This window comes from Rheinheimera sp., from assembly GCF_030824435.1.
Classification (GTDB): Bacteria; Pseudomonadota; Gammaproteobacteria; order Enterobacterales; family Alteromonadaceae; genus Pararheinheimera.
Genome location: NZ_JAVBXS010000026.1, coordinates 66791 through 86164, shown reverse-complemented (window position 1 = coordinate 86164; position 19374 = coordinate 66791). Strand labels below are relative to the sequence as shown.

Genomic DNA, 19374 nt, shown 5'->3' with positions numbered 1-19374 from the left:
GCTGCAACCAGGGCAAACAGCAAACTGCCGCAGCACAAAAAGCCACATAAACTCCGGAGCAACAGATGAAACAGCCTATTTTATTAACCGGCTTTGCCCCTTTTGGTGGTGAAAGTATTAATCCATCCTGGCAAGCAGTACAACAACTGCAAGGCTGGCAACCAGACGAAGAAACACAGGTTCAAACGATTGAACTGCCGTGTGTTTTTGCGCAAAGCCTCGAGGTGCTGCAGGCTGCGATACAACAACTGAACCCTGTGCTGGTGATAGCTGTGGGTCAGGCAGGTGGCCGCACTGCCATCAGTCTGGAAAAAGTGGCGATTAATTATCAGGATGCACGTATTGCCGACAATGCTGGCAATCAACCTCTGGGCGAACCGGTGTTTGCAGGAGGAGCCACAGCTTATTTTTCCACCTTGCCACTAAAAGCAATTCTGCAAAGTTTAAGGCAACAAGGTATTCCGGCGGAAATTTCGTACAGCGCCGGCACCTTTGTTTGCAACCATGTGTTTTATGGTCTGATGCACGCTGTGGCGACAACCCCTAAAGTCAGGGCTGGTTTTGTGCATATTCCTTATTTACCGTCACAGGCAGTACGTTTTGCCGGCAGTGCCAGCATGACGGCAGAGCTGGTGGTGGCGGCGTTAAAACAGATCATCCTACTGAGTTTACAACAACAGCAGGACGTAATTTTAGCAGCCGGCACGCTGGATTAACGGCGTTAATACCCTACCGGCTGATGGCGCAATAATTCCTGTACTGTGACAAAACGAAAACCTCGTTGCTTTAGCCCACGGATAATATCGGGCACCGCCTTCATGGTATTGCTGCGGCTGTCGTACATTACGTGCAGCAGAATAATTGAGCCCGCTTTGGCCTGCTGTACAGTAAAAGCACTGAGTTTGGCCGGATCTTTGGTCAGCTGGTTATAATTTTCCGGCGCTAAATCCCAGGTCACAGTCAAACGTTTTTGTTCAGATAAATACCAGGGCAATAACAGCAATTTTTTGCCATAAGGCGGGCGGAAAAAATAAGGTTCAGGCGCCCCACCTGCTTTTAATAACCCATCGGTTTTTTCGATTTCTTCCGCAATAAAATCCGGTGTTTTAAATAACATACGCTGGTGGCTATAACTGTGATTGCCAACCTGATGACCAGCCGCCAGAATTTTTTGTAATAATTGGGGATGTTGCTCAAGCTCGCGCCCGGTCAGAAAAAAAGTCGCTTGTATTTGTTCAGCGGCGAGAATTTGCAAAATTTGTTCAGTTTTGCCAGGTGTAGGGCCATCGTCAAAAGTGAGGGCTATCAAAGGGGATTCGGTATCCACTCTGTGCACCAAAGCGCCAAACAGTTGAAAGTCCGACATGCTGGACAAACGCCAGGCTGCGGCACTGCCGAATAATAGTACTACCAGAAAAAACATCGTTCGGATCTGCATGGCTCAGGCTCTCTGCACAGTCCCACAATCATCTGACCAGCTCTGGCGGTTTTGCCTGCTGGCATTCTTTTAATTATTCAGAATCAACAATTTGGCGATATTCGTTAATATCTGAAGCTGTAGAATTTGTTAAGCAAATTCAATGCCTGTTTGCAGAAAAACTGGCCTGATCTGTGGCAGGAGGCATATCCATTCAGTTGGCGGCTGATTTGAGCATAAGCAGGCAGCAGATTTGCGGTTACAGTTGTTAAAACTACTGACAGTAATTCAGCCAGGTTTCAGACTGGCATAGCTGTTGTCAGGCGCCAAAACACCAAGCCCGGCCAGAAACAGCACAAGGAATTTTTGATCTTTTTGTGCTGAAGCTGAAGCTGTTGGCGTTGGCGTTGGCGTTGGCGTTGGCGTTGGCCGGAATTATCAATCCAAGCGCCAACAATCCGCTTAACTAAAACGCTGTAAACAAAAAGGCGCTGCCAATGCAGCGGCACCAGGTTGATTTGCCATCAGCTGTAATAACAGCCGGGTTGAACTTGCTGCCATGGTTAAGCCCAGGTGCTGATGCCCCAGATGAAACCACAAACCAGGTACTTCACAACCACTGATCACCGGCAAAGAGTCCGGTAAGGTAGGTCGCATACCCGACCAACAATCTGCCGGCCTTGTTGTATCAGAAGTGGCAGCTGTCGGCGTTGAATTTGCTTTTATGTCTGCGCCTGCTGTGGCAAGCGCCGGCCACAAAGCATCACCATGTAAACGCAGCCGCTGTGCACGCTGCCAGTTATCGGCAAGGGTTGTGCCGGCAAACTCCACTGTGCCTGCCAAACGCAGCCCTTCCTGCATCGGTGTCATAATCATTTTACGCTCGTAAGAAGCAACAGGTAATGACGGTGTGGTGGCTGGTTTTGTCATCAGGTGATAACCGCGCTCTGCTTCAATCGGCAATTTGTAACCCAGCTGCTCGACCAGCATTTTGCTGTGCACCCCGGCGCAAACCACCAGCTGCTCCGTACTGATGGCTTGCGTAGCCAAATGCACACACAAACCATGGCTGGTGCTTATTTTCTCAACATTTTGTGGCAAAAAACGCCCACCCATATGTTTAAACCATTGAAATAACGCCTGATTCAGCAAGTGAGGTGACAGTGTTTGCCCAACCTCCTTAAACCAGATGGCATAACGTACAGTAGCGGCCAGGCCCGGATACCTGCTTTGCAGCTGCTGTTGGTCAAGAATTTCCAGCGCCACGCCCTGCCCGGCATAAGCCAAAGCCACCTGCTCCACTTCGGCAAAATCAGTTTGTTCAAACACCAGCAAACTGCCTTCACATTTTAATAAATCTGAACAACCAGCATCGGCCACCAGCTGCTGCCAGGCCGGAATAGCACCTTGCAATAATTGTTTTAACGCCAGGGTATTGGCATTGCGCCGGCTTGGCCGCATCTGATTGATAAACCTTACAAAAAACGGCAGCGCTTTAAAGAAATAACGAGGTCTTATTGCCAGTGGACCTAAAGGGTCTAATAAAAATCCGGGCAGTTTTGGCAATAACGCCGGATCAGCCAAGGGGAAAATCTGCTCAGTGGCCAAATGACCGGCATTACCAAAAGAACAACCCTGACCTATACCTTTGCCATCCAGCAACAACACGGGATGGCCTTGTTGTTGTAAACGACAGGCTGTGACCAGACCAATAACACCGGCGCCAATCACCACCACCTGCTGCTTAGCTGAAATATGCTCAGCTTGTGCACTTGCCTGATCAGCCATCTGCTGAGGATCCGCTGCAGCTGCGCCTTGTTCTTTTAAAGTTGTGTGTTGTGTTGCTGGCCGTTCAGAAATTGGCTGCATAAAAAAACCTCTTTTGCATATTGTATACAATCTTCATTTCGCTTAGCATGCCATTCAGTTGCCAAGAGCACAATGCCCATTCGAATTCACAGGAGTAAAAAAATATGCAAGTTAACTGGAAAGGTGTGTACCCGGCTGTCAGTACACAATTTCACGCCGACGAGTCGCTGAACTTAAGCGCCAGCCAACAAATGCTGGACCGCCTGATCAACGAAGGTGTCAACGGCATCATCGTTTGTGGCACTGTGGGTGAAAACTGCTCTATGTCTGCCGCGGAAAAACGTCAGGTACTCGCAGCCGCCAAAGAAGCAGTCAACGGCCGGGTGCCTTTAATTTCAGGTGTGGCTGAAACCACCACAGCACTGGCTGCCCAATATGCCAAAGACGCTGAAGCCATTGGTATTGACGGTTTAATGGTGTTACCAGGCATGGTGTACCGCTCAGCGCCACACGAAGCTATTCACCATTTATTACAGGTGGCCAAAAACACTGCTTTACCTGTGATGGTGTATAACAACCCAATTTCTTACAGTGTCGATATTTCGCTCGACAGTATGGAAATTCTGGCTGCACAGCCAAACATAGTTGCAGTGAAAGAATCGACCGAAGATACCCGTCGTATCAGTGAGTTATATAACAGATTTGGCAACCGTTTTACCGTATTCAGCGGTGTGGATGACATAGCACTGGAAAGCCTGATGTTAGGCTGCACAGGTTGGATCTCAGGTTTAACCAACGTATTCCCGCAAGAGTCAGTGGCCATTTATAAACTGGCACAACAAGGCCGTTATGCTGAAGCGCTGGAGATCTGGCGTTGGTTCCTGCCGCTGCTGCGTTTAGACACTATTCCAACTTTGGTGCAGTGTATTAAATTTGCTGAACAACTGGCTGGCCGTGGTTCTGAAACTGTACGTGCGCCACGTTTGGCACTCAGCGGTACTGAACGTCAGCGTGTGGCTACTTTGTTTGAACAAGCCATGGCCACCCGCCCCGATCTGCGTAAATTTACGCTGTAAAGCGAAGGAGCAGCGCATGAAACAAGGTACATTTTTTTGCATTGACGCCCACACCTGTGGCAATCCGGTGCGGCTGGTCACTTCGGGCCATCCAGAGCTCAAAGGCGCTACTATGGGTGAAAAACGACTGGATTTTATCGAACGTTTTGATTGGATCCGTCAGGCATTAATGTTTGAACCACGCGGCCACGACATGATGTCGGGTTCGTTTTTGTATCCGCCCTGCTCCGCCAACGCCGATTTTTCTATTTTATTTATTGAAACCTCCGGCTGCCTGCCGATGTGTGGTCACGGCACTATAGGCACAGTGACAGCAGCGCTGGAGGCTGGTTTAGTCAAAGCCAAAACACCGGGTCAGCTGATTATTGATGTACCGGCCGGCCAGCTGAAAGTGAGTTACCAGCAACAAGGTGACAAAGTGACATCGGTGAAAATCACCAATATTCCGTCGTTTTTATACGCCGAAAATGTGCGCTTTGAGGTGCCGGAATTGGGTGAAATGACGATGGATGTGGCTTATGGCGGTAACTTCTACGGCATTATTGAACCCCAGGGCAAATTTAAAGGTATTGAACACCACAGCGCAGCCGAATTGTTACGCTGGAGCCCGGTGGTGCGTGAAGCCGCCAGAAAAGTGATTGATTGTGTACATCCGCTGGATGACAAAGTACGGGGTTTGTCACATTTACTCTGGACAGGCCATCCCAAAAACGCTGACTCCAGCGCCGCCAATGCCGTGTTTTATGGCGATAAAGCCATAGACAGATCCCCATGTGGCACTGGTACCTCAGCAAGAATGGCGCAACTGTTTGCCAAAAGTTTATTAAAACCGGGTGATACTTTTGTGCACGAAAGTTTTATTGGCAGCCAGTTTGTTGGCACCATTGAAGCTGTCACTGAAGTAGCCGGCAAAGCAGCCATCATCCCTGGCATTCAGGGCTGGGCGCGGGTGTTTGGCGCCAATCAAATCACAGTCGATGACAACGACCCTTATGCTTATGGTTTTCAGGTAATTTAATATGCAGACAACTCTCTTAAGACCACAGCAAATCAGCGGCCGACATTATATTCAGGGCCAATGGCAAGCCGAAAAACCCAATAGTTTCAGCGCCGTCAATGCCGTTACTTTTGAGCATTTGCCCTGGCTTTTTGCCGAATGTCAGGCGACTGAGCTGGATAACGCCTGTGAAGCGGCGCATCAGGCGTTTTTAAGCTATCGCGAAAAAACTGCGCTGGCGCGTGCGGCATTGCTCAAACAAATGGCGCAGGAGCTACGTGCTGCCGCCAGCGATATTATTGCCATTGCCAGACAAGAAACGGCGCTGACTGAGCTGCGTCTACAAGGTGAACTGAACCGCACCTGTAATCAGCTGCTGATGTTTGCACAAGCTTTAGAAACACAACCTGAAGGTGTGGTGGTGCTCGATAATGCTTTACCTGAGCGCCAGCCACCCAGACCGCAGCTTGAGCTCAGACAACTGCCACTTGGCCCTGTTGCCGTTTTTGCTGCCAGTAATTTTCCGCTGGCTTTTAGTGTGGCCGGTGGTGACACAGCAGCGGCGCTGGCAGCGGGATGCAGCGTGGTGGTCAAAGCCCATAGCGCACACCCTGCCACCAGCGACAGAGTGATGCAGGCTTTAGTGCACGCCATTGAACTCTGTGAAATGCCAAAGGCAGTGCTCAGCCTGGTACAGGCCAAAAATTACGATATCAGCCATCAGCTGGTGAAAAATCCGCGCATTAAAGCCATGGCTTTTACCGGCTCTTTTCGCGTTGGTATGGCACTGAAAGACTCTATCAATCAAAGGCCTGAACCTATTCCCTGTTACGCCGAACTTGGCAGCTTAAACCCGCAGCTGATTTTACCGGAACTGGCGCTCAGTAGCGCCACTGAACTGGCGCAGCAACTGGTGGCTTCTACCACAGGCTCCGGTGGCCAGCTCTGTACTAAACCAGGTTTGTGGTTATTGCCGCACACAGCTGCTGCTGAGTTGCTGCTGGACAGCGCCATCAGCGCTACTACCCAAATTCCGGCGCAAAGTTTATTACACCCTGGTATTTATAAAACATATCAGGCGCAAACCTCAGAACGTGCTTTGCAGGTTAAAACCTTAGCAACAGGCTTAAGCGCCGACAAACAGGCCAGCGCTTTGTTGTTTAGCTGTAGCCTGACAGAACTTCTGGCCACACCATCACTCTGGCATGAAATTTTTGGCCCCAGCGCTTTGGTGGTGCGTTATCACAGTCTGACTGAACTGCAGGCTTTTATTGAACAACTCCCGGGCCAGCTGGCAGCAACAGTGCATGGGTACCAGGCTGGCTTGCCGGTGCATCAGGCGCTGTTAACTCAACTGGAATATCAGGTGGGTCGTATTATTCTGTCGCAAATGCCAACAGGGGTGGAAGTCTGCGCCAGCATGCAACATGGCGGGCCTTTTCCGTCGTCCAGTGATGTGCGCAGTACCTCAGTTGGCCTGGCTGCTATGCAGCGTTTTTTACGGCCTTTATGCCGGCAGAATTTTCCGGCTGCAAACTAAAGGCAAAACTGTCGAAAAAAGCACCTGTTGCTGGTGTTTTTTTAACAAAAGGTCAGCTGTTGCTGGCCTTTTTTTTGGTTGTCAGTAAACTAGTTCCATGATTTATCAACCAAGTTTGCTATGGCCCTCGAATTTAAAACCAGAACTCAAGTTGTTGTAGAAGCAATTCGCGCCCAGATCTTATCCGGTCAAATTAAAGCCGGAGAGCCGCTGCGTCAGGCGGCATTGGCAGAACAACTAAACGTCAGCCGCATTCCGATCCGCGAAGCTTTGTTGCAGCTGGAAGCCGAAGGTCTGGTGAAGTTTGAGCCGCATAAAGGCGCCACTGCCACCCAAATCAGCCCTGAGCTGATTGATGAATTATTTGAGCTCAGAGCTTTGCTGGAGTGTGATTTATTGGCACGCTCTATTCCACTTTTAACAGAAGAACATCTGGCAACAGCCCGTCAGACGTTGTTAAGGCTGGATGATGCGCTGCAAAGCCCGGATGCTGCCGATCGCTGGGCTGAACTCAATACCGAATTTCACAATTGTCTTTATGTGGCACACAGACCACAAAGCCACGATATGGTGAATAACCTGAATAAAAACGCCGACCGTTATATCCGTATGCATTTGCAACTGGCCGGTGGCATTGAAAAAGCCAGCAGCGAACACCGCAAACTGCTGGATTTATGCGCGGCCGGCAAGGTAGAAGCCGCCTGCAACGAACTGCGCGACCATATTCTGCATGCTAAAGATGAAATTAAATCTTTTTTGCAACGTCAGGATAGTTAACAGTTTTTAGCTTTTTCGCTTGTTGTGAATAAGAATATAAAAACCGGCTTAACGCCGGTTTTTTATTTTGTCCCTTTGCTTCGGCTTTTATTTTTGTTTATTTGGCCTCTTTGCGCGTGCCGCTCCATGATTTGCTCACCACCCGCCACTGGCCGTCTATTTTGGTCATCGCCAGATAATCCACACCTTGCCATTGTGGGTAATCCAGCATCACTTTCACCACGGCGCCAGTGTCGGTGATATCTAAAATCTGATATTGACGGTGGCGCTTATCTTCATCCGGCGCAGGCTGAAAACCTTTGGCCCACTCTTCCCCTGAAATATTCAGTATTTTTTGCTGTTTGCCGGAATAACCCACTACTACAGTATCTTTTTTTATGACTTTAAAAGCGGTTTCGGCGCTGCCTTGTTCAAAAGCCGACATCATGGTTTGCATAGTGCTGTTAATAGCGGCGTATTCTTGATGTTGTTGTAGCAGAGCGTTGGCATTGCTGTTGCTGGCTGCTGAAGCGGCAAAAGCTGCATTACAGAACGGGCTCAGGCTCAGTGCCAGGCAGGTCATCACACATGTTTTGGTTAATCTGTTCATCACGAAATTTCCTTTTGTTTTATCCAATCAATGATTAATTTTTGGCTGTGGTGGTTTTTTGTTGTTGCTGTTGCAGAATTTTTACAACTGCGGCGGCCACTAAAGGCGCTGACGGATAGTTCTGGCCTGTGACAAGACGGCCATCCACTTCGATATAAGCTTTTTCCGGGTGGGGTGCTTTAAATAAACCACCATGGGCTTCAATGGTCTGACGCATTAAAAACGGCAAGTGTTGAAAATAAGCCGCTGTTTTATCTTCATAATCTTCCGGATAACCCGTCACTCTTTTACCTGCCAGCAAATATTGGCCATTGCTGAGTTTTAATTTGACGATACCGGCAGTGCCATGACAAACCGCCGAAATCACGCCGTCATTTTTTTCGTAGATATAACGCGCAATTTGCTGCAAAGGCTCATTATCTACCACCTGATACATGGCATTGCTGCCGCCCACGTAATACACAGCCTGATAACGGCTGGCATCAATCTGCTGTGGCGAACGGGTATTTTTAAGCCCCGCCATAATGCGGTTATCCTGCAGCCTTTGTGTTAAAGCTTCGCCAAGGCGGGACCGATCAATAGGTACGGCGCCGCCTGATGGGGAGACAAAATCAACGACAAAACCTGCTTTAAAAAAGGTATCCCAGGCATGCACCACTTCACCAAAGCTGATGCTGGCCGGCAAAGTGGAATTGCCGTGGAATTTTTGACTGGACAGCACAAACAACACTCTGGGCTCAGCGGTGCTATTGGTATAGGTTTTATTGTTTTCCTGAAGGCTGGCGCCTTGAGAGGTAACAACTGGCGGGCTGGCCTGTGCCTGGCCGACCAGGGCAATATTCAGCAAGCCGCCCAATAACAGCCAAAGCAGTAATTGATAACATTTTTTCCAAATCACGGTAAAAGCTCCATTTTGTTCAAGGAGCCTTCACCCTAAGCGAAAATCTGTTAAATCAATGTATTACCAGCTGTTTTCGCACTACTAAAACCTGTTTCCGTAGCTATACCACAGTTAAATAACGTTCGCGGAACAAAGCCGGGGTACAACCATGGGCTTTTTTAAAGGCAGCATAAAAGGTCGACATCGACTGAAAACCGGCAGCTTCAGCAATGGCTTCCAGCGTTTGGCTGGGTTGCGCTAACAACAGGCGCTCAGTTTCATCAACCCTGAACCTGGCCACATATTGTTTAAACGAAGTGCCGTTATTGTCATTCAATAGCTGCGACAATCTTGCCTGAGGCACACCTAAACGGCGCGACAACCGCGCCAGTGTAAGCCCGGGATCCAGATAAAGTTTTTCGCTTGTCATTAAATCGGCCAGAGTTTGTAACTCTGCCTCAGCCTCAGCCTGCGCAATACGTCTGTCCTGATAAGGCTCCACCGGCGCTTGCCCCTGACGCCAGGCCCAGGCCACCACCACACAAAGATAAAGCACAAAAGAGAACGACAAAGCCCCGACAATATAAGAGGTAAAACCTGAAGTGAAATAAGCCAGCCATATCAGCCAAAGCCCTGTTGTGACAGCAAGCAGCAGCCGTCTGGCACTGCCCGAGGGCAAGCGATGCCGTTGTTGCACTAACAAAGCAGTGCTCACCAGCAGATACAACAACCAAAGCCAGTTGGCGATGCGGACAACCACAGCATGCCAAAGCGCAGCATGCTCGTGATAAGGCCAAACAATATTCAGCGCGAGCGTTGTACTAAGCAGCACAGCTGCATGTCCCCACTCAAAAGACGGCAAAGCGCCCCTGTTTGACAGGCTGGTACGGATAAAAAAATACAAAGCCGGGCCAATGAGTAAACAAGCGGTTAAACCAGCCTGCATCACAGGCGCCGGCGTATCTGTTAAAAAATAAAAGGCCACAGATTTACCGGTGCGTACACTGACCATCAAAATCAAAACGCTAAGCGCACGCTGCGCCACAGAGGTTTTACCGGCAAACCATAAATACAACGCCAAAGCCAGGCCATTAAAAGCCCCCAGCGCCGAGAAAAAAAACAACAAATGTTCGTTTAACATTTAAAAATCCGCTCCCTGGCTTATTGTTATCAAAGCGCTATATGCTGCCTTACCCTTTCGGCTAAACCTAAACCTGCTTCTGACATGGTCAGGTAAGTGTGGTCGGCGCCGGCGGCGATAATAGCTTTGGCTTCGTCATGGTGCATGCTGTGGGAGACGATAAGCCCGGTAAAACCGGCGTCACGCAGCTTACGGGCGGCAATAATTTTGGCTTCTAAATCGCTCATACATAACAGCACCGCTTGTAACTTACTGATATCTAAACCATGCCAGAAAATCTGATCTTCAGCGTCGGCAAAAAACACATTGTTGCCTTTTTCCTGATGTAACAGCACCCTGGCCGGGTCGGAGTCCAGCGCCGCTAAATGGGTTTTATGCTGCAAATAATCATAAGCGGCAGTGCCGGTGCGGCCCATACCCATAATCAGCACCTGTGCATCACCCAATGACACCGGTTGTTCGTCGGGGTGGCGAATATTACGTTCAAAGGGAATTAACCGGCCCGCCAGTTTTTCATACAGCGGGTGGGCTAAACGGTTTAACGGTGCCGAGACCACAAAAGAAAGCGCCACTGTCAGCGCCAGCGGTATTAAAAACTGCGGCATGGCAACACTGGCAACTATCAAAGCAAATTCGCTGTAGTTGGTTAAAGTGAGGCCAGATAAAAAGGCACTGCGGGCCCGCAGCCTGAAGGCAATTAATAACGCAAAAAACAACGCGCCTTTCAGCGGCAATAACAAGGTCATTAAAATGGCAAATACCCAGGCTTGTTGGTCGGGTAAACCACCCAAACCAATATTCAGGAAAAAACCGACCAAGAAAAACTCTTTCAGGCCCCATAAGGTTTTAGCCAGCTCCCCTGCTCTTGGGTGACTTGCCAATAAAGCGCCAAATACCAGAGCGCCAAGCTCAGAACTTAAACCCACCAGATGGAAACCTCCACCGCCCAGCACCACCGCCAGCAAAACACCAAATAAAATTTGTAGATCGTCGTGGCCGGTCAGGTTTAATACCCGAAACAGCAGTGGACGCAGCAGCGGCAAGGCAAATACCAGCAGCGCCCAGGGAGATGGTGTCACCCCTTGCGAAAAACTCATCAGCGCCATGGCAAACAAGTCCTGCATAATTAAAATGCCAACTGCCACCCGGCCGTGAAAAGCGCGGATTTCCCTTTTACCTTCCAGCACCTTGGCGGCAAGCACAGTGCTGGAAAAAGCCAAAGCAGCGCCCAGCATCAGGGCATGATACCAGTCGGGTTCAAAAGCCAGATAAATCACCGGGGCATATAACAGCGCCGACACTACAAAATGTAAGAAAGAGCCGCCCAAAACTTCGGGTTTAGCCAAGCTTCGGATATTGAGTTTTAAACCAACGGTAAACAGCAGCAACAACACACCAAGGTGAGAAACATGGTCGATAATAGGTTTGCCAACAGGTAAATTGAGCTCAGACGCGCTTAAAGTGATCATAAAACCAGCCGCTAAATAACCCACCAAAGGCGGCAAACCAATTAACCGCACCAGCATGCCAAGGCTAAAGGCAAAACCTATCCAGACCGCTTCTAAAATCATAATTTTCCTTGTGTTTTTCTGCCGGGTGTCGAACCCTGTTGCCGGCTCAAAAAGAATAACTTATCAGGCAGCCTGTCGCTAAAAGATGATAGCTGAGGCTAATTTAGCAAATTTTGTGGCAATATTTGCAGGTAAAACAGTGTTTTATTGCCTGATCTTTAGTTGGGACACAAATTTTGTCTGAAACAGCGCCTTTGGCAGCAGCGCCATCTTTAGCAAAACATCATCTTTAGTAAAATACTTTCTTGAGTAAAAAGCTCAGCTAAGCTGGCTTTGTTTTTTCAGAGCTATAGCCGCTTTGGCCTGTTGCCATTCGGCCTGAGTAATAGCGCTGGTGCTATCGGCAGGCATATTGGCAAGTTGTAATTTACGCTCGGCCAGTTTTTGATAAATAGCCGCGTGCTCAGCGTCACTGCGTTTATTCCAGTCGACTATTTCTTCAATATGACGATAACAACCGATGCAGATTTTATCGGCGTTGAGTTTACAACTGGCAATACAAGGCGAATCCATTTAAGACTCCGGCAAGCAGAAAACCGCAATTATGCCGCAAAAACCAGGCCGCCTTAAGCGCTTTATCGGCAACCACTGGCACATCAACGCAGCCGGCTAAAAAAGCCCTTATCGCCGGCCTTGAACTGTGGCAAGTTAACAGCAGCAAAATTGCCGCTTACAGGCAAAAATCACCATAACACAACAAATCAACAGCACCCTTAAAGGAACCCCAATGCAAAAACGCCATCCTCTGCAGCTGAGCCTGTTGGCCATCGCCCTTTCTGTTGCCACGGCACAGGCCAGCGACGATAAAAACAAATGGGACGTGAATAAACCTGAAGGTCAGTTTAAAAACATCGATATTAATGTCAGCTCAGGTACCTGGATGAACCTGGATGTCAGCCCGGATGGCAAAACTGTGGTGTTTGATTTGTTGGGTGATTTATACAGCATGCCAATTTCCGGCGGTAAACCCAAACAGCTGACCCAGGATATTGGCTGGCAGATGCAGCCTAAATTCAGCCCGGATGGCCGTTATATCGCTTATACCAGCGATCAGGGTGGTGGCGACAATATCTGGGTGATGAAAACCGATGGCTCTGATGCTAAGGCTGTCACTAACGAGACCTTCCGCTTATTAAACAGCCCCGATTGGAGCCCGGACGGTGAATTTATTGTAGCGCGTAAACACTTTACCAATACCCGCTCTTTAGGCGCCGGTGAAGTATGGCAATACCATAAAACCGGTGGCACAGGCGTGATGTTAACCGCCAAAGCCAATGATGAAAAAGACTTAGGCGAACCGGCTTTTTCACCGGACGGTAAATATATTTATTTTTCCCAGGACGACACCCCGGGCAAAACCTTCCATTACAGCAAAGACTCTGAACAGGGTATTTATGTCATTAAAAGGTTTGAACGCGAAACCGGCAAAATCGACATATTACTGGAAGGCGCCGGTGGTGCTGTGCGGCCAACGCCGTCACCTGATGGTAAAAAACTGGCTTATATCCGCCGTGTTGATTTTCAGACCAGCTTATTTTTATACGACTTAGAAACAGGTGAACATAAAAAGCTGTATGACAAACTCGACCGTGATATGCAGGAAACCTGGGCTATTCATGGCGTCTACCCAAGCATCAGCTTTACGCCGGATAACCAGCATATTGTGTTTTGGGCCGGTGGCAAAATTCATAAACTGAATATTCAGAACAATAAAGTCGACGATATTGCCTTTACTATCAATACCAAAAAACAAATTCAAACGGCGGTTCGGGTACAACAAAACCTGAACCAGAGTGATGTTGATGTAAAAATGCTGCGTTTTGTGCAGGCATCGCCAGATGGCAAAACCATAGTGTATTCGGCGCTTGGCCATTTATACAGTGTCAACGCCAAAGGTGGCACGCCAAAACGTCTGACCAGCCAACAAAGCCATTTTGAGTTTTATCCGCAGTTTTCCCGCGACGGTAAAAAGCTGGTGTATGTCAGCTGGCATGACGAACAACAAGGCATGCTCAAAGTGTTGGATTTAACAACAAATCAAAGCACAGACGTATTAAAAACGCCTGGCAAATATGTCGAACCTACCTTTAGCCCGGATGGTAAAACTCTGGTGTTCCGCAAAGCCGGCGCCGGCAGTTTGCTGGATAAAAAATGGTCATTAAACACCGGTTTATATCAGGTAAACGCCGCTGGTGGTGAGCCAGAGCTGATTAGCCGCACAGGTTTTGCGCCGCATTTTGGCGAGCGGAACGACAGGGTTTTTGCCATGGATTATGGTGATGAACCAACGCTGCTCAGCATCGATTTAAAAACCCAGCAGGCACGGACTTTATACAAAGCCAAATACGGCACCGAGTTTAAAGTATCGCCCAACGGCAAGCTGGTGGCTTTTGCCGACCGCTTTAAAGTCTATGTGACGCCTTTTGCCGAACGTGGTGCTGCTCTGGATTTAAGCGGCAGCGACACCCAGTTCCCGGTAAAACAACTGTCGGTGCGCGCCGGTGAAAACATCAGCTGGAGCGGCAACAGTCAGCAACTGTATTGGAACTTAGGCCCGGAGCTTTATCATGCCGATGTTGCTTCAGTGTTCGACCTTCAGTTTGACAAGAGCAACAAAGGCAGCAAAAAAGAATTCGCTGCTAAAAATGGCCAGAATATCAGTTTTAAAACAGCAGCTTATATTCCAGAAGGGGTGACAGCTTTTGTCGGTGGTCAGGTGATCACTATGGAAGGTGACGATACCAGCAGCGTGATTCAAAACGGTGTGGTGCTGGTGGAAAATAACCTGATCAAAGCTGTCGGCAGCAAAAATGACGTTAGCATTCCTGCCAATGCCAAAGTGATTGATATCACAGGCAAAACCATTATGCCGGGTTTATTTGACGCCCACGCCCACGGCAGTCAGGGTGTCAATCAAATCATTCCGCAGCAAAACTACGCCAACTACGCCAGTCTGGCTTTGGGTGTCACCGCAATTCACGACCCATCCAATGATACTCAGGAAATTTTTACCGCCGGTGAAATGCAAAAAACCGGCGCTATTGTCGGGCCACGCATTTTTTCCACCGGCACTATTTTATATGGTGCTTATGGCGCAGGTTACACCTCGCATATCGACAGTCTGGATGATGCCAAATTTCATTTAGAACGCCTGAAAAAAGTCGGCGCCTTTTCGGTAAAAAGTTATAACCAACCCCGCCGTGAGCAGCGCCAGCAGGTTATTCAGGCCGCCCGTGAGCTGGAGATGATGGTGGTGCCTGAGGGTGGTTCATTATTACAACATAACCTGAGTATGGTGGTGGATGGCCATACCACGCTGGAGCACAGCCTGCCGGCAGCTGCACTTTATGACGACGTCAAACAGCTGTGGCAACAAAGTGAAACCGCTTACACCCCAACCTTAGTGGTGGCTTATGGCGGCATCTGGGGTGAAAACTACTGGTACGACAAAACCGAAGTGTGGAAACATCCGCGCTTAAGCCAATATGTGCCTATGGATGAACTGCGTCCACGCAGTATGCGCCGCCCTACAGCGCCGCTGCATCACTACAATCATTTCAGCATTGCCAAATCGGCTAAAGAACTGAATGACTTAGGGGTGCTGACCAATATTGGCGCCCATGGTCAACGGGAAAGTTTAGGTGCGCACTGGGAGATCTGGATGTTTGCCCAGGGTGGCATGAGCCCGCTGCAGGCGCTAAAAACCGCCACTATCAACCCGGCGAAAACCTTTGGTATGGACCATCAGCTTGGTTCTATCAAAGAAGGCAAACTGGCTGATTTAATCGTCATTAACGGCAATCCACTGAATAACATTCAGGACAGCGACAAAGTGGAGCTGACTATGGTGAACGGCCGCTTATTTGATGCCGCCACCATGAATGAACTGAACGGCAAACAACAACAGCGTAAGCCGTTTTATTTTGCGCCAAAACCCTGAGTACAATGCTGATCCCAACCTGGCGGCCTGATGGTCTGGCGCTCAAAGCGCAAGACCATCAGAACCCATAACCACGGTTTTTGTGTTGCAATGCTAAACCAGCCCCGCTTTGCGGGGCTTTTTTTGTGAACTTTGTTGCCCTGTCAGTTTGCTATTGCACCAGCCCAAACAGTCAGCAAAAACACCACAAGGTGTCATCTGCAACATGCCCGGCGGTATCCGCTGCGTCGCCCTCTGTCATATTCGTCTGCTGCATTTGGCGCCTGCCATAGGCCAAAAAAATACTTGGCAGATAACTAGGTGTTGCTGACAGATCGCTGACATACTTCAGTCATGGTGTCGCGGAATAAACGTCTGATAATGATTCAGTTTTATCCTTTGTTATTATCGAAACCATTCAGGGTGCCGGGGCTGTATTGCTTATACAGCACAACCTTGTTGCTGAGTTTTGCACTGCTGTTATGTTTTTCCGCGCCCTTGTCTGCCGACCACCCGCAACTGCGTTATCACTCCCTGGCCGATGATTTTGTCAATGCGCCTGTCACCAGTTATGGCATTACTTCAGATCAACAGGGTTTTATCTGGATGGCCAATCAGCTGGACGGATTACAACGTTTTGATGGTTATCAACTGCATTCTTTTGCCTTTGCCAGACAACAGACAAGCTGGCAACAACAGAGTGTCAGTGCAGTTCAGGTCGACCGGCATAACCGGATCTGGGTTGGCAGCTGGGGCCATGGACTTGGCATGTGGTCGGCTGACCGTCAGCATTTTAGCCGCTGGCCAGCCCCGGTAACTTTGCCTGGCAACACACATTTTTCAACAGTCAGCCCCCCATTGTTACCACCAACAGGCGATGTGATGCAGGTGCAGGCGTTATTTTCTGACCGCCAGCACAGACTCTGGGTTGGCAGCACAGCCAGCCTGTATTATCTGGATGCCAATGACAGGCCACAACAGCTGAACGCGCATATGCAACAACAACTGGCGGCCACGCGGTTCTGGCAAATCAGCCAGTCGCTGGATAACTCGTTATGGTTCGCCACCTCGCGGGGGTTATTTCAGCTCAGCGACGATTTAACCCGTCTCAGAACATGGTCGGCAGCTGCAATGCCGCCTTTTGCGCAAAACCAGCGCAATCTGGAAGTCAGAACAGTATTGCCGGTAAAAGATGCTGTCTGGTTTGCCACCAGCGAAGCTTTGTATTTTCTTGATCTGAAAAAACAACAAATAAGGCCTTTGCATGCTCCTCAGCTGGCACTGGCCCGCATTCATAAATTAATTCAGCTGCGCGACGGTTCGCTATTAATTGGCAGCGGCAATGGTTTGTATCAGCTGCAGGCGCCTTTTAGTTATCGCCAGCAACTGCATAAATTGATGGACGCGCTGGATGTACGCGACATGATGCAGGATCACAATGGTTTGTTGTGGATAGCCAGTCGCAACAGAGGCGTATTCAAACTGCAGCTGGCTGCGCCACAGTTTAGTCTGCTGACCGATCATCAGGGCAAAAACTGGTTTGAACCCGGCCTGCACCGTATTGCCAGTCAGTTGTACCATCAGGGCATTTTATGGCTTGGGCTGGAAAATATGGTGCTGAGTTATCACACCGAACAACAACAATGGCAACAACACCGTTTTCCAGAGAAGGCTCTGGTCAAACTGGTGCAGGGTTTGGCTACTGACAACAGCGGCCAACTTTATGCCGCCACAGACAGAGGTTTATTCCGTCTGGAGGGGCGTCAGGGCTTTGTTGCTGAAGATGCCCCTTTTGCCAGCCATCCCGCGCTGAAACAACAAAGTATTATGGCACTGAACTTTAGTCCCGACGGCATGCTGAATCTGGCGTTATGGGAGCAAGGTTTATTACGCTGGTCGCCGGAACAACCCGACAAAGCCGCTGTGCTGTATCCGATAGCCACAGGTATTGGCAATTCAGTGTTGCAGATCATCGCTGTGGACCAGGTGCTGTGGCTGGTCAGCAGTAACAGCGGTTTGTATCAGCTGGATACCGATGATGACAGCATCAGGCACTTTTCCACAGCCACAAGCTCGGTACCGCAGTTGCCGTCATTATTCTTGCCTTGCGCCTGGTCTGATAATGCCAACGAAGTCTGGTTATGCAGTGATGTCGGGCTGCTGAAACTTGATTTAACCAACAATCAGCTGCAGCAATTTAGCAGCAGCAGCGGTTTACCCGATCCGCGGGTGATAGCCATTGCCGGCTCCCCTGCCATCACAACCGAAGCTGCAACATCAGCAAAAAAACAACCCAAAATGCAGGCAGCACCGGCATTGTGGCTGGTCACCCGGCGTGGTCTGGCCGAGCTTGACCGCAGCAGCATGCAAATCCGCAGTTATACCGATTTAGATGGTATTGCCCCTTTGTTATTGGAACAAAGGGCACTGAATCCGGATGCCAATGGCCGTTTTTACCTTGGCAGCGGGCAAGGTGTATTAACCTTTTTACCACGCCAGCTGGCAGAGCTGCGCAATACAGCACCGCTGGCGCTGACCAGGCTGCAAATAGACCGGCAAACCTTGTGGCGGGTGCCGGGCGACGAGATGAGGCCATTGCGGGTGCCTGCAGGCAGCAGAGTGTTGCAGTTTCAGTTCAGCCTGCTCGATTATCAGCATAACCGTCACCAATATCGTTATCGTTTACTTGGGCTTGATGAACAATGGCAACACAATGGCCACCAGCAAAGTATCAGTTTTAATAACCTTGATGCCGGGCATTATCAGCTCGAAGTTGAGGTCACAGGCAGCAGGCAAAGTACAACCCCACTGCGGATCCAATTTGAAGTCGCGCGGCACTGGTGGCAATACAAACTGCTGTGGTTGTTGTGTGGTCTGACGCTGCTGGTGCTAAGCGCAGCAATCATCAGATTGCGGCTGGAGCATTTGAGCCGCAAAGCCCATAAGCTGAATCAGCTGGTGGCCAAACGCACCGCAGATTTAGCCAGCGCCAATAAACAACTGGCGAGCCAGGCCAGAACAGATTACCTGACCCGCTTACCCAACCGGCTGGCTTTTAGTGAACAATATCAGACGGTATTACACCATTGTCAGCGCGCAGCTTCCCCGCTTTGTCTGGTGCTGATAGATATCGATTTTTTTAAGCAAATTAACGACAACTTTGGCCATGATGCCGGCGATTTGGTATTGCGCCAGCTGGCCGACAATTTGCAACGCAGATTAAGGCAACAGGATGTACTGGCGCGTTTTGGTGGAGAAGAGTTTATTTTGCTGCTGCCGGACACTGCTGTAACCGGCGCTCAGATCATCTGCGAAACCTTGCGGCTGGCCCTGAAACAATTGCAAATTCAATATCAGCAACAACAACTGAGTGTGACCGCCACCTTTGGTGTGGTTGAAATGAACAGCCCACATAATGAACTGTCATATTGGCAACAAAAAGCCGATAAGGCCTTGTATTACGGCAAAAAGAATGGCCGGGATCAGGTGGTGTTGTATCAGGATTTGCCACCAGACCAAGCCTGACACACAGCTGCAACAGCCCCCTGCCGAAGCGGCACCGGCTTGCCAAAACACTTCTGAGCAAATCCTCAGCTGAAGATACAAACCATTCGATTAAATCAGATAATTTGAGTTGAATTTGACAATATTCAGTCAG

14 protein-coding genes are annotated in these 19374 nt (G+C 49.3%); 7 read left to right on the top strand and 7 right to left on the bottom strand.

Annotation, left to right across the window (positions count from 1 at the left end; genetic code table 11):
* The first annotated feature begins 65 nt into the window (after positions 1-65).
* Positions 66-716: a pyroglutamyl-peptidase I gene (pcp, locus tag RCH83_RS06650; protein ID WP_306520274.1), complete on the top strand. Its 651-nt coding sequence runs from the start codon at positions 66-68 to the stop codon at positions 714-716.
* A gap of 5 nt (positions 717-721) precedes the next feature.
* Here the strand turns inward: pcp and RCH83_RS06645 are convergent, their stop codons facing one another.
* Both RCH83_RS06645 and RCH83_RS06640 read right to left on the bottom strand, forming a co-directional pair.
* Entirely contained in the window at positions 722-1366 is a 645-nt protein-coding gene (locus tag RCH83_RS06645; protein WP_306520272.1) for a polysaccharide deacetylase family protein, read from the bottom strand.
* Between the two features lie 513 nt (positions 1367-1879).
* Complete coding sequence (locus RCH83_RS06640) at positions 1880-3286, bottom strand: FAD-binding oxidoreductase (RefSeq protein WP_306520270.1); 1407 nt, start codon at positions 3284-3286, stop codon at positions 1880-1882.
* Positions 3287-3390: 104 nt separating this feature from the next.
* Between RCH83_RS06640 and RCH83_RS06635 the strand changes: the two genes are divergently transcribed.
* The 4 genes from RCH83_RS06635 to RCH83_RS06620 all read left to right on the top strand — a co-directional run bounded on the left by RCH83_RS06635 (position 3391) and on the right by RCH83_RS06620 (position 7616).
* Positions 3391-4302, top strand: coding sequence for a dihydrodipicolinate synthase family protein (locus RCH83_RS06635; protein ID WP_306520268.1), 912 nt, complete (start codon positions 3391-3393; stop codon positions 4300-4302).
* 16 nt (positions 4303-4318) lie between these two features.
* Entirely contained in the window at positions 4319-5320 is a 1002-nt protein-coding gene (locus RCH83_RS06630; protein WP_306520266.1) for a 4-hydroxyproline epimerase, read from the top strand.
* A gap of 1 nt (position 5321) precedes the next feature.
* Positions 5322-6839: an aldehyde dehydrogenase (NADP(+)) gene (locus RCH83_RS06625; RefSeq protein ID WP_306520264.1), complete on the top strand. Its 1518-nt coding sequence runs from the start codon at positions 5322-5324 to the stop codon at positions 6837-6839.
* A 120-nt stretch (positions 6840-6959) separates the two neighbouring features.
* The gene (locus RCH83_RS06620; protein ID WP_306520262.1) at positions 6960-7616 is read left to right on the top strand and encodes a GntR family transcriptional regulator; all 657 of its coding nucleotides are present in this window, start codon (positions 6960-6962) and stop codon (positions 7614-7616) included.
* A gap of 97 nt (positions 7617-7713) precedes the next feature.
* On the opposite strand, the gene RCH83_RS06615 is transcribed toward RCH83_RS06620, so the two are convergent.
* The 5 genes from RCH83_RS06615 to RCH83_RS06595 form a co-directional block, all read right to left on the bottom strand.
* Positions 7714-8205, bottom strand: coding sequence for a nuclear transport factor 2 family protein (locus tag RCH83_RS06615; protein ID WP_306520261.1), 492 nt, complete (start codon positions 8203-8205; stop codon positions 7714-7716).
* 34 nt (positions 8206-8239) lie between these two features.
* Positions 8240-9103, bottom strand: a complete 864-nt coding sequence (locus RCH83_RS06610) for a type 1 glutamine amidotransferase domain-containing protein (protein WP_306520259.1) — start codon at positions 9101-9103, stop codon at positions 8240-8242.
* 103 nt (positions 9104-9206) lie between these two features.
* The gene (locus tag RCH83_RS06605; protein ID WP_306520257.1) at positions 9207-10226 is read right to left on the bottom strand and encodes a helix-turn-helix domain-containing protein; all 1020 of its coding nucleotides are present in this window, start codon (positions 10224-10226) and stop codon (positions 9207-9209) included.
* A 29-nt stretch (positions 10227-10255) separates the two neighbouring features.
* Positions 10256-11797 carry a cation:proton antiporter family protein gene (locus RCH83_RS06600; protein ID WP_306520256.1) on the bottom strand — a complete coding sequence of 514 codons (1542 nt, stop codon included), beginning with the start codon at positions 11795-11797 and terminating at the stop codon, positions 10256-10258.
* A gap of 258 nt (positions 11798-12055) precedes the next feature.
* Positions 12056-12310, bottom strand: a complete 255-nt coding sequence (locus tag RCH83_RS06595; protein ID WP_306520255.1) for a DUF1289 domain-containing protein — start codon at positions 12308-12310, stop codon at positions 12056-12058.
* A gap of 214 nt (positions 12311-12524) precedes the next feature.
* On the opposite strand from RCH83_RS06595, the gene RCH83_RS06590 reads away from it, so the two are divergent.
* Complete coding sequence (locus tag RCH83_RS06590) at positions 12525-15737, top strand: amidohydrolase family protein (RefSeq protein WP_306520254.1); 3213 nt, start codon at positions 12525-12527, stop codon at positions 15735-15737.
* Between the two features lie 360 nt (positions 15738-16097).
* Positions 16098-19241, top strand: coding sequence for a ligand-binding sensor domain-containing diguanylate cyclase (locus tag RCH83_RS06585; RefSeq protein WP_306520252.1), 3144 nt, complete (start codon positions 16098-16100; stop codon positions 19239-19241).
* The last annotated feature ends 133 nt before the right edge of the window (positions 19242-19374 follow it).